Consider the following 8,765-nt stretch of genomic DNA (forward strand, 5'->3'; position numbering starts at 1 on the left):
GCATGGACTCGCTGCTGTTGCTGGCCGGCCTGGGCACGCTGTTCCTGGCCCTGGTGGTGGCGCTGGTCGCCGTCGTGGGCGGCGGGGATCGGCGGGCCGTCGCCCGTACGCTGCGGGTGGCCGACCAGGGCTACCGGCTGCTCCCGTCGGCGCCGCAGCCCGCCAACCAGCCGCACGGGGCGCTGGCCGACCGGGCGCGGACGCTCGGCCGCCGGCTGACCCCCGCGGATGCCTTCGAGGGCCTCGGTCGCCGGTTGGACCAGGCAGGCAACCCGTCCTGGCTGGGCATGGACGCGGTGCTGGCGTACAAGGGGGTGCTGCTCTTCGGCGGTGCCGCCGTGGGCCTGGTGGTGGCCGCTCTGGTCGCCGGCCCGGTCGCCGGCGTGTTCTGGGTGCTGGCCGGCGCGGCCGCCGGTTTCTTCGCCCCGGACCTGCTCGTGCTGCACCTGGCCCAGGAGCGGCAGCAGGAGATCCGCCGCACCCTGCCCGACATCATGGACACCCTGGTGGTGACCGTCGAGGCGGGCCTCGGCTTCGAGGCGGCCCTGGCCCAGGTGGTCCGCAACGGCCGCGGGCCGATGGTCGGCGAGTTCGCGCGGGTGTTGCACGAGATGCAGATCGGCCGGCCGCGGGTGGACGCGTTGCGCCAGATGGCCGTCCGGACCAGCGTCAACGAGCTGAAGTCGTTCTCGTCGGCGGCCGTGCAGGCGACCACCCTGGGTGTCCCGATGGCCAAGGTGCTGCGGCAGCAGGCCGCCGAGATGCGGCTGCGGCGCCGCCAGCGGGCGGAGGAGCTGGCGCAGAAGGTGCCCGTGAAGATTCTCTTCCCGATGATCTTCTGCCTCTTCCCGGCGCTCTTCGTCGTCGTGATCGGGCCCGGGGTGATCCGACTGCTGGACGCCTTCGGCAACTGACCGCCTACCCACCGTGCGGCGGGCGCGCAGCGGGACGATGATGGTCAGGTCGGACCCGATCACCCGGGTCCATGCCGGGAATCCGTCCCGTCCGGCCGTGCTGGCCTGCGGGGATACGGATTTCCGACAGAGCCGCGGGGGCACGGAGAGGGCAGACTGGGCCGGTGGGGGGCGACGAGATCCTGGGCTACCGCTATCGGCTGGTGGACCAGATCGGCAAGGGCGGCATGGGTGTCGTCTGGCGCGCCTTCGACGAGGTGCTGGACCGGCAGGTGGCGGTGAAGGTGCTCGCCCCACGGTTCGCCCGGGACGCCGACTCCCGGCAGCGGGTACTGGCCGAGGCCCGGGCCGCCGCGAAGTTGACCCACCCGCACATCGCCGCGGTGTACGACTACGGCGAGTCGATGACCGGCGAGGGCCATCAGGTGCCGTTCGTGGTCATGGAACTCCTCCAGGGTCGCTCGCTGCACCAGCGGCTCAAGCGGGGCCCGCTCCCCCTCGAATCCGCGCTGCGCAACTGCGCCGAGGTCGCCTCGGCGCTCGCCGCCGCCCACGCCCAGGGAGTGGTGCACCGCGACGTCAAACCGGGCAACGTGATGCTCACCCCGGCCGGCGCCAAGGTGGTCGACTTCGGGCTGGCGGCGGTGGCCGGCCAGCGCGACCCGGACGCGGAAGGGGACGAACTGCTCGGCACCCCGGAGTACGTGGCGCCGGAGCGGCTCTTCGGCAACACGGTGGTCCCGGCCACCGACGTCTACGCGCTCGGGATGATCCTCTACCGGTTGCTCGCCGGCCAGCCGCCGTGGACCGTGCAGTCGAACGCGGAGATGCTGGAGGCGCACGCCTTCCTCGAGCCCGCCCCGCTGCCCCGGGTGCCCGGCCTGCCCCCGATCGTCCGCGACCTCGTGCACCGCTGCCTGGCGAAGGAGCCGACGCAGCGACCGGCCAGCCACGAGCTCGCGGTCACCCTGGCGTACGCGGCCGGTGTACAGGTGCCACTGGACCGCCCCGCCGACGACGACCTGGACGAGCCGGACGGCCGGGACAGCTCGGCGGCCGACTCGGGCAGCGGCAGCCCGGCCGGTTCCGACCGGGGCCGAATCGCGGTCCGGCCCGATCCGCTCGCCGTGCTGCCGCCCACCGGCTCCGCCGGCGAACCGTACGTGGCCCGGCTCGCCCGGCACCTCGACGGCTCACTCGACCACGTCGCGCTCCGGCAGCAGGCGAGCGTGCTGCTGCGCGGCGCGGTCGGGTTCGACCTCGCGATCTGGACCGTGCTGGACCCGACCACGTTGATGTGGGCGTCCTGTGTGGTGGACGGCGGCCCGCACGACGAGCAGTTCGAGCGCGAACTGTTCGCCAACGAGTACGGCCAGGAGGACGTGCTGCGGATCGTCGACCTCGCGGAGGGCGCCCGGATCGGCACCCTCTCCGCCAGTACCCAGGGAGACCCGTCCGCCAGTTGGCGGTTCCGCAACATCCTCCAGCCCCTGGGCTTCGCCGACGAACTCCGGCTGGCCTGCTACGACGACGAGGGGACGTGGGGGACCCTGCTGCTGTACCGGGCCGGCGGCCGGTTCACCGACGCCGACCTGGCACACCTCGCGCCCGCGAGCCGGCCGCTCGGGGCGGCGCTGCACCGCAGCCTCGTTCGCGGGGACGCGTCCGTGGTGGCCCCGCCGCCGCCGGTCGTTCCCGAACCTTCGGAGGAGCCGTCCGCGTCCCGCTGGCTCCGGGTGCCACGGGCCCGCCGGGGACGCGGCAGGCCGCCCGTCCCCCCGGCGGTCGTGCCGGCGCAGCCGAACCGGCGTGGGTCCCCGCTGGCGGGCTCGCTGACCCTGTCGCCCGACGGTCGGCTCTTCGACATGACCGAGGACGCCCGGCACCTGCTGGACACCGCCGAGCTGGCCCGGATGGGCGCGGCCGTCACCCGGGGACGGGCGTCGGGCGTGCTCGACCCGTCGGGCGTCCACCACGACGGCCGATGGCTGGCCTTCCACGCCGTACCGCGGGAGACCGCGGTGTCGGTGACCGTGCAGCGCATCCGCCCGCACCAGGTCAGCGAGTTCGTCATCCGGGCGCTCGGGCTGGAGCCCTGGCAGGGGCGGCTGCTCGGGGCCGTCGCCCGGGAACGCAACACCCGTCAGATCGCCCAGGATCTGGGCATCTCCGCGTACGCCGTGCAGGACGGCATGATGTCGCTGTTCACGGCGTTCGGGGTGTCCGGCCGGGTCGAGCTGGTCAAGGCGCTCTTCTTCGATCACTACGTGCCGCTGCACGCGGCCGACACCCGGGTGCCGCTGGGGAGCTGACGGGACGGGGACCGCTCAGCGGTTCCAGTCCTGCTTCGCCGCGCGGACCAGCTTGTCCTTCAGCTCCCGGGTGTGCCGGCGGCTCACCGGCAGCTCGGTACCGTCGATCACCACCACGTACCCGGAGTTCACCAGGCGCAGTTCGGCGATCAGCTTGAGCTGCACCAGGTACGACCGGTGGATCCGGACGAACCCGGCGTCCGCCCAGCGCTCGGCCAGCGTGGCCAGCGAGACCCGGACCAGGTGCGAGGCGTCGGCGGTGTGCAGCCGGGCGTAGTCGCCCTGCGCCTCCACCCAGCGCACCGCCGAGCGGGGCAGCATCCGGGTGGTGCCGGCCAGCTCGATCGGGATGGTCGGGTCCTCCTCGGCGCGGGCCAGCGCCGCCGGATGCGACGGCACCACCCGGGAGCCGATCACCCGGCGCAGCGACTCGGCCAGCCGCTCGGCGCGGACCGGCTTGCGGACGTAGTCGGTGGCGCCCAGGTCGAACGCGTCCACCGCGCCGTCGTCGTACGCGGTGACGAAGACGATCGCCGGCGGCCGGGCGAACCGGCGCAGCACCCGGGCCAGTTCCATCCCGTCCAGGCCCGGCATCCGAATGTCCAGGAAGACCACGTCCACGTCCCCGTCGCGGAGCACCCGGAGGGCCTCCGTGGCGTCCCCCGCGGTGTGCAGCCGGGCCACTCGGGGATCGGCCCGCAGGTGATACGCCAGCTCGTCCAGGGCCGGCGGCTCGTCGTCCACCGCCAGCACCCGGAGGAAGCCGGTCGCGTTCACTCCGCCGACCCGGTCGCTCCGCTCGGTCACGACCCCGCCCGTACGCCGGGGTGGAACTTCGGCACCCGCATGCTCACCTTCGTACCCGAGCCCAGGCCGGTCTCGACGACCAGGCCGAACCGGTCCCCGAAGACCGACCGGAGCCGCTCGTCGACGTTCGAGAGGCCGACGTGCTGACCCGGGTCGTCGGCCGGGTCGCTGCCGGCCCCGGCCAGCTCGGCGATGCCGGCGGTCAGCGTCGTCGGATCCATTCCCACTCCGTCGTCCTCCACCGTTATGTGGCATTCTGCGCCCGCGTCCCGAGCCTCGATGCTCACCATGCCGGTGCCCGGCTTGCGGGACAACCCGTGCCGGACCGCGTTCTCCACCAGCGGCTGGAGGCAGAGGAACGGCAGCGTCACCGGCAGCACCTCCGGGGCGATCTGCAACCGTACCTGCAGCCGGTCGCCGAACCGGGCCCGCTCGATGGTCAGGTAGCGGTCGATCGAGCGCAGCTCCTCGGCCAGCGTGGTGAACTCGCCGTGCGCCCGGAACGAGTAGCGGGTGAACTCGGCGAACTCCAGGATCAGCTCCCGGGCCCGCTCCGGGTCGGTCCGGACGAACGAGCCGATCGCGGTCAGCGCGTTGTAGATGAAGTGCGGGCTGATCTGGGCGCGCAGGGCGCGTACCTCGGCCCGGGCCAGGCGTTCCCGGGACGACTCCAGCTCGGCCAGGGCGAGCTGGTCGCCGGCCCAGTGGGCGGTCTCCAGAGTGGCCTGCACCAGCCCCGGCGCCGGCTGGCCGTCGGCGATCGCGACCAGCGCCCCGACCACCCGGCCGTCGGCGGTCAGCGGCGCCACCACCGCACCCCGGACCGGGCAGTCCACCAGGTCGCACTGCAGCTCCGACTCACGCAGCACGGTCGACCGTCCGGCCGACGCCGCCCGCCGGGCCGCCGCGAGCAGCTGCTCGCCGTGGTGCGCGCCGCGCCCGTCGAGGGCGAGCAGGACCTCCCGGTCGGTCAGCGCCAGCCCGGCCGCGCCCACCAGGGCCCGCAGATGCCGTACGGCCTTCGCCGCGCCCGTGGCGCTCAGCCCGGCGCGCAGCGGCTCGGCGGCCAGCCCGGCGGTGTGCAGGACCTCGTACGTCGCCCGCTGGGTCGCCGTGGCGATGCCCCGCCGGGCGCGTAGCCGCAGCACCGCCCAGAGCGCCGCGCCCAGCGCGGTGACCAGCGAGACGACGCCGAAGACGGCGGAGAGGTTGCCACTCACGCAGCGATCCTGACGCCTGTCGGCCGCTACGCCAAGAGCGTCAGTACGCGCCCTTGCGGGCGAGCACCACGCCGACGGTCCGCCACAGGATGCTCAGGTCGTACGCCAGGGACCAGTTGTCGACGTAGTAGAGGTCCAGCCGGACCGCCTCGTCCCAGGAGAGGTCGGAGCGGCCGGAGACCTGCCACAGGCCGGTGATCCCGGGACGGACCAGCAGCCGGCGCCGTACGTCGCCGAGGAAGTCGCCGTCGTCGGCGGGGAGCGGGCGCGGCCCGACCAGGGACATCTCGCCCCAGAGCACGTTGATCAGCTGGGGCAGCTCGTCCAGCGAGGAGGCGCGCAGGAATCGGCCGACCGGGAAGACCCGCGGGTCCTCCTTCATCTTGAACAGCAGGCCGTCGGTCTCGTTCTGGTCGACCAGGCTGGCCAGCCGCTCCTCGGCGTCGCAGTACATGGTGCGGAACTTCCAGACCCGGAAGGTCCGCCCCTCGTGGCCGACCCGGGGCTGGCGGAAGAAGACCGGCCCGGGGTCGGAGACCCGGATCGCGATGGCGATGGCGACGAAGAGCGGGATCAGCAGCAGCAGGCCCAGTCCGGCGACGACCCGGTCCATCAGGTTCTTGACCAGCAGCGCCGGGCCCGACAGCGTCGGCTCCTCGACGTACAGCAGCGGCAGGCCCTCGATCGGCCGGATGTGCACCCGGGGGCCCGCGATGTCGGTGAGCTGGGGGGCGACCACCAGGTCGACGCCGGAGCCCTCCAACTGCCAGGCCAGCCGGCGCAGCTCGCCCGGCTCGGCGCTGGCCGAGCCGCAGACCGCGATAGTGTCCCCGCCGACCTCGCGGACCAGGGCCAACACGTCCCGCCCGGCGTAGACCGCCACCGGGGTCTCGATGCCCCGGGCGGCGGCGTACCCGTCGGTGAGGTGGATGGCCACCGGCACCAGGCCGGCACCCGGGTTGCGGGTGACTGCGGTGTAGACCTCCAGGCAGTCGGGCAGGGTGCCGACCAGCACCATTCGGTGCCCGGCCTGACCGGCCTTGCTACGGACCAGGTGCAGCAGGAAGCGGGCCGTGAAGCGGCCCAGCAGGATCAGCACCAGCGCCCCGAGCAGGGCGAAGCCGACCGTGTACCGGGACAGGTCGGTCTTGGTGGCGAAGGCGATGAAGGAGACGGTGGCGGCGACGGCGACCCCGCCGCGGATCACCCGCTTGAACTCGTCCGGGCCGAGCCCCAGGTAGCGCCGGTCGTAGGCCCGGTTGCCCCAGAGGATCACCAGCCAGCCGAGCGGCAGCAGCAGGAAGGCCACGGTGTAGAACCAGGTGGGGTCTTCCTTGGCGTTGTAGAAGCCGGCCCGGGCCTGACCGAACGCCTCCTGGGCCATCCAGTCGGCCAGCATCACCGCGGCGAAGTCGAGCAGGAGCAGGGCCACCGTGTAGGGGCGGTGCCAGCGGGAGACGCGGCGGCGGGCACGGGCCCACGCCGACCGGGGTACGCCGTTGTGCGACGGCGGTGTCGGCGGCTGGATCTCGAAGCTGTCGACGTGCCGCACGCTCTTGCTCCGGCCTGTGTTGGTTACCGGGCGCTGGAGGCTTGTCGTCACCTCAACCCATGTCCTCCCGCATGACTCGCGCCCTCACTTTGAGTGAGGGCCCGGGTCGCCCACCGTCCCAGTCTCCCACGCGGGCCCGAGCCGGACAGCCGCCCGGGGGGAGAAGCCGTCCGTGGTGCCTGCGGGGATCTGGCCGGCTCCCTATCAGTTGTGAAGCCGGGGACCGAGCCACTATACCGATGGATGCGGCCCCCGGTAGAGCCGTGGACCGGGAGGTTCCGCACTCCCGGTCCGATTCCTCTCCGTAATCGTTACGTGTTGTCACTCACCGTACGAGCCGGGACAACCGACGGTCAGCGAGCGGCTTCCCGCCGGTCTGGCAGTTGGGGCAGTACTGGAGGCTCGAGTCGGCGAAGGAGACCTCCCGGACGGTGTCCCCGCAGACCGGGCAGGGCAGCCCCGTCCGGGCGTGCACCTTCAGCCCGGAGCGCTTCTCGCCCTTCAGCTCGGCGGCCCGCTGGCCCACCGACCGCCGGACCGCGTCGCCGAGCACCTCCCGGGTCGCCTCGTGCAGGGTGGCCAGCTGCTCGTCGGTCAGCCGGTCGGTGAGCGCGAACGGGGAGAGCTTCGCCGCGTGCAGGATCTCGTCGGAGTACGCGTTGCCGACCCCGGCCAGCACCGACTGGTCGGTCAGCACCCCCTTCACCTGGCCCCGTCGGCTGCGCAGCCGGTCGGCGAAGGTGGCCAGGTCGGCACCGAGGGCGTCCGGGCCCAGCTTGGCCACCCCGGGCACCTGCGCCGGGTCGGTCACCAGGTACGCGGCCAGCTTCTTCTGGGTGCCGGCCTCGGTCAGGTCGAAGCCCGAGCCGTCGTCGAGGCGTACCCGCAGGGCGATCGGGCCCTTGCCGGGGCGCAGCGGCGCGCCGGACGGGAACGCCTCCCGGTAGTGCAGCCAGCCCGCCCGGGCCAGGTGGACCACCAGGTGCACGCCGCCGTCGAAGATCACGTCGAGGAACTTGCCGTGCCGGCCGGCATCGACCACCGTACGACCGGACACGGCGCTCGGCGCCGGGTCGTACGTCTTCAGGGCGCTGATCGCCGCGACCTCGATCCGGTCGACGCAGCGCCCCACCGCCCGCTCGCGCAGATACCCGGCGAGCGCTTCCACCTCCGGTAGTTCGGGCATCAGACAACGGTAGCCTTCTTTCTCGTGAGAATCGTGGTGGCGCACAACCGGTACCGGGAAGCCCAGCCCTCCGGCGAGAACACCATCGTCGACGCGGAGATCGCCCAGCTCACCGCGGCCGGGGTGGAGGTGCTGCCGTTCATCCGCAGCTCCGACGAGATCCCGACGATGTCGAAACCGGCCAAGGCGCTGCTGCCGATCTCACCGATCTGGGCGCCGAAGGCCCAGCACGACCTCGACCGCCTGATCACCGAGCACCGGCCGGACGTGCTGCACCTGCACAACCCGTACCCGCTGCTCTCGCCCTGGGTGGTGCGGACCGCGCACCGGCACGGCGTGCCGGTGGTGCAGACCGTGCACAACTACCGGCAGGTCTGCTCCTCCGGGCTCTACTTCCGGGACGGGGTGATCTGCCAGGACTGCCGGGGCCGGGCGCTGGGCGTGCCGGCGATCGTGCACCGCTGCTACCGAGGCTCCCGGGTGCAGAGCGCGCTGATGGCCACCACGCTGGCCGTGCACCGCCCGACCTGGAAGTCGGTGGACCGGTTCATCGCGCTCACCACCGCCGTGGCGGACCACCTCCGCGACTACGGCATCCCGGACGAGCGGATCGTGGTCAAGCCGAACGCGATCCCCGACCCGGGCGCGCCGGCCCCGCTCGGGGACGGCTTCCTCTTCCTCGGCCGGCTCTCCCCGGAGAAGGGGCTGGACCTGCTGCTGGAGGCGTGGCGCCGGCACCCGGACGGGACGCTCGGCCCGCTGCGGATCGCGGGG

Annotated in this window: 7 protein-coding genes; 3 read left to right on the forward strand and 4 right to left on the reverse strand. The window is 73.2% G+C overall.

The genetic code is table 11. The features are described 5' to 3' along the window. Window positions 1-2: 2 nt before the first annotated feature. Both DKL51_RS07880 and DKL51_RS07885 read left to right on the forward strand, forming a co-directional pair. On the forward strand, window positions 3-914 hold the full coding sequence (locus DKL51_RS07880; protein ID WP_109964306.1) for a type II secretion system F family protein: 912 nt from the start codon (window positions 3-5) through the stop codon (window positions 912-914). A 164-nt stretch (window positions 915-1,078) separates the two neighbouring features. After that, window positions 1,079-3,226, forward strand: a complete 2,148-nt coding sequence (locus tag DKL51_RS07885; RefSeq protein ID WP_260428419.1) for a serine/threonine-protein kinase — start codon at window positions 1,079-1,081, stop codon at window positions 3,224-3,226. Window positions 3,227-3,241: 15 nt separating this feature from the next. Here the strand turns inward: DKL51_RS07885 and DKL51_RS07890 are convergent, their stop codons facing one another. The 4 genes from DKL51_RS07890 to DKL51_RS07905 all read right to left on the reverse strand — a co-directional run bounded on the left by DKL51_RS07890 (window position 3,242) and on the right by DKL51_RS07905 (window position 7,991). Next, on the reverse strand, window positions 3,242-4,003 hold the full coding sequence (locus DKL51_RS07890) for a LytR/AlgR family response regulator transcription factor (protein ID WP_109964309.1): 762 nt from the start codon (window positions 4,001-4,003) through the stop codon (window positions 3,242-3,244). A 26-nt stretch (window positions 4,004-4,029) separates the two neighbouring features. Further along, complete coding sequence (locus DKL51_RS07895) at window positions 4,030-5,253, reverse strand: sensor histidine kinase (protein WP_109943306.1); 1,224 nt, start codon at window positions 5,251-5,253, stop codon at window positions 4,030-4,032. A 40-nt stretch (window positions 5,254-5,293) separates the two neighbouring features. Then, window positions 5,294-6,805 (reverse strand): sugar transferase, encoded by a 1,512-nt coding sequence (locus tag DKL51_RS07900; protein WP_109943307.1) that lies wholly within the window; start codon window positions 6,803-6,805, stop codon window positions 5,294-5,296. A 325-nt stretch (window positions 6,806-7,130) separates the two neighbouring features. Continuing rightward, complete coding sequence (locus DKL51_RS07905) at window positions 7,131-7,991, reverse strand: Fpg/Nei family DNA glycosylase (RefSeq protein ID WP_109943308.1); 861 nt, start codon at window positions 7,989-7,991, stop codon at window positions 7,131-7,133. 24 nt (window positions 7,992-8,015) lie between these two features. Here DKL51_RS07905 and DKL51_RS07910 point away from each other — a divergent pair. Continuing rightward, a partial coding sequence (locus DKL51_RS07910; RefSeq protein ID WP_148097747.1) for a glycosyltransferase occupies window positions 8,016-8,765 on the forward strand: 750 nt, incomplete at its 3' end.

The sequence above is a fragment of the Micromonospora globispora genome (assembly GCF_003857015.1).
In the GTDB taxonomy this organism is placed as follows: domain Bacteria; phylum Actinomycetota; class Actinomycetes; order Mycobacteriales; family Micromonosporaceae; genus Micromonospora; species Micromonospora globispora.

What these genes read in the sequence shown, in the direction of transcription:
- DKL51_RS07880 (WP_109964306.1), top strand. Translation starts at nt 3, where the DNA reads ATGGACTCGCTGCTGTTGCTGGCCGGCCTGGGCACGCTGTTCCTGGCC.
- DKL51_RS07905 (WP_109943308.1), bottom strand. Translation starts at nt 7,991, where the DNA reads ATGCCCGAACTACCGGAGGTGGAAGCGCTCGCCGGGTATCTGCGCGAG.